This is a genomic window from Roseibium aggregatum (genome assembly GCF_014692675.1).
Lineage (GTDB): Bacteria > Pseudomonadota > Alphaproteobacteria > Rhizobiales > Stappiaceae > Roseibium > Roseibium aggregatum_C.
Genome location: NZ_JABFCZ010000070.1, coordinates 1 through 1967, shown reverse-complemented (window position 1 = coordinate 1967; position 1967 = coordinate 1). Strand labels below are relative to the sequence as shown.

Here is a 1967-nt window from a genome sequence, read left to right as displayed (position 1 = left end):
AGCTTGATCCCCACGCCTGGCTCACACAGACCCTCGAGCGCATCGCCAACGGTTGGCCCAATAGCGACATCGGCGCTCTCATGCCCTGGAACTACAAGAGCTGAACGGCCGCAGCTTCGCGCTTACGTTGCTCCTGCTTGAATAGCAGAATCAATCGCTATTTGCTGCAGTAACCCGCCATCAAGTAGCCTACGTCCATCAACTTTTGCAGCGCTCCCGGCAATAAAAGGCAGCGTCATTGATGCTTTTAGTAAGGATCTATAGTGATCGTAAGTCTTAAAACCGGAAATAATGTAGGGGGAAGCAAGATCAATATCGGTACAGGAAATATATAATTTTGCCTTCGAAGCTTGAAGCTTTTTAAAATCGATTGGTTTCTTTTTTACCATTGCAAAATCGACGAGGAAGCTTGTGTCCAAAATAGGTTTTCCGAAAAGGACGTTTATCGGATTAATGAAGTTTCGGTTATTTATGTCCTCGTAAAATAAGCTTGTGCCAAAACTTGCCTGGTTTGAAAGGAAATACGCACCGGTAGCTGCACCCGCCGAAGAACCATGGATGCTGTCAAAGCAGGAGGTGAGACCAAAATCTTCTAGCGCAGATACCATCCCGCCTGCGGTTACACCGCGCATACCTCCGCCTTCTATAACCAGGGCAATGTGATTTCCGTCACTCGACGAAGACGTTTCATAAGAACGATCCCTGCGGTTGAACAGTAACGAAATGATTTCTTTGATTGCTAATTTCGTGTAGTTGCTAGGAACCATTAATTCGGCCCTTATCATACAAAGACAATTCCGCGGACCAGACATTCCTCGTATTCTGTTCCGGATAAATATGCCCCCAAAACCATATTAGAGCCAGCGCTTCGGCCCAAAGCACCGACAACACACTAGTCGCTGGTTGCAGATATAACAGGGTAGGGGCATTTTCATCGACGCTAAGAAGGCCTGTTGACGATACAACATAACTAAAAAATAGAACCGTGATTACATTAGCCATCGATCGCCACCCCCATAAATGGACAGCGGCTTTAGCTTGCCCTCCAAATTCGCGGCGTAGGCTAATGAAAACGAGTAACAAACCGAACATAAAACCAACAATAACGATAGGAAAAACAAACAATTCCGGCGAAAAGGCTGCGAGCACACCAAAGAATGTACCAATTGGAGCCAGCATTTTCCCAAGAATAGAAGGCCAGCCCTTTACAACATTTTGAATATATGCGCGGTTAACTCTATCGATGTAGGAAACCCAGGCAACGTCTGCAATAAAATGTGGGGCATAGTAGATGGGTTGATGGTAATAGTCATGGTTCATATCTTTTGCAAATGTCAAATATACACTTACCGTATCGATATAACTAAAAAGAGGCTTACCCAGATCATAAATAAGTTCTGGTGATGCAAGCCGCACTGTTCCGAACGCAATAAATAGCAAAACAAAAAAATATCCGACTGATCCAAGCGGATTATCCATCGAATGGGGGAAACTCTTCGGAACAGTAAGTCGCTCTGAATGGATTCTGTTTTCTGTAAGAAATCTTATGCCGTCGACTGATTTAGAATTCATTTTAAGCTTATCGCTTTTAAGGATACGATCAGCTAACTTTTCATGCTTTAGACGATAGACTTCTCTGCCGTCGTCTGGCTCACCCTCAAGCAATCCGGTGTCCGACATATAGTGGATTAGTTCACGTACATCTTTTAAAGGGTAATGGCACAATCCTGCTATTCGTCCTAGGTCGCAGGCAAGTCCAGCTACCCTATTCTCGTTGGCAATAGCAAACAGCACCGCATCGAATAGCGCGCGGTCTGAAGGTCCGACAGCCGCGACAAGTGTAAGCGCGAAGCTGCGGCCGTTCAGCTCTTGTAGTTCCAGGGCATGAGAGCGCCGATGTCGCTATTGGGCCAACCGTTGGCGATGCGCTCGAGGGTCTGTGTGAGCCAGGCGTGGGGATCAAGCTG

General features: G+C 46.3%; 4 protein-coding genes. 1 reads left to right on the top strand and 3 read right to left on the bottom strand.

The window, feature by feature from the left end:
* Positions 1–104, top strand: a 104-nt coding sequence (locus HK439_RS26275; protein ID WP_190294281.1) for a transposase domain-containing protein, incomplete at its 5' end; no start/stop codon positions are given.
* Between the two features lie 18 nt (positions 105–122).
* Here HK439_RS26275 and HK439_RS26270 read toward each other — a convergent pair.
* From HK439_RS26270 to HK439_RS26260, 3 genes are all read right to left on the bottom strand, one after another.
* Positions 123–767, bottom strand: coding sequence for a patatin-like phospholipase family protein (locus HK439_RS26270; RefSeq protein ID WP_190294444.1), 645 nt, complete (start codon positions 765–767; stop codon positions 123–125).
* Positions 757–1665 (bottom strand): hypothetical protein, encoded by a 909-nt coding sequence (locus HK439_RS26265; protein WP_190294443.1) that lies wholly within the window; start codon positions 1663–1665, stop codon positions 757–759. Before HK439_RS26265 ends, HK439_RS26270 begins: the two co-directional genes overlap by 11 nt.
* Positions 1666–1862: 197 nt before the next feature.
* Positions 1863–1967, bottom strand: a 105-nt coding sequence (locus HK439_RS26260; RefSeq protein WP_190294388.1) for a transposase domain-containing protein, incomplete at its 5' end; no start/stop codon positions are given.

Coding starts and splice junctions, on each gene's coding strand:
- HK439_RS26270 (WP_190294444.1), bottom strand. CDS start 767: ATGGTTCCTAGCAACTACACGAAATTAGCAATCAAAGAAATCATTTCG.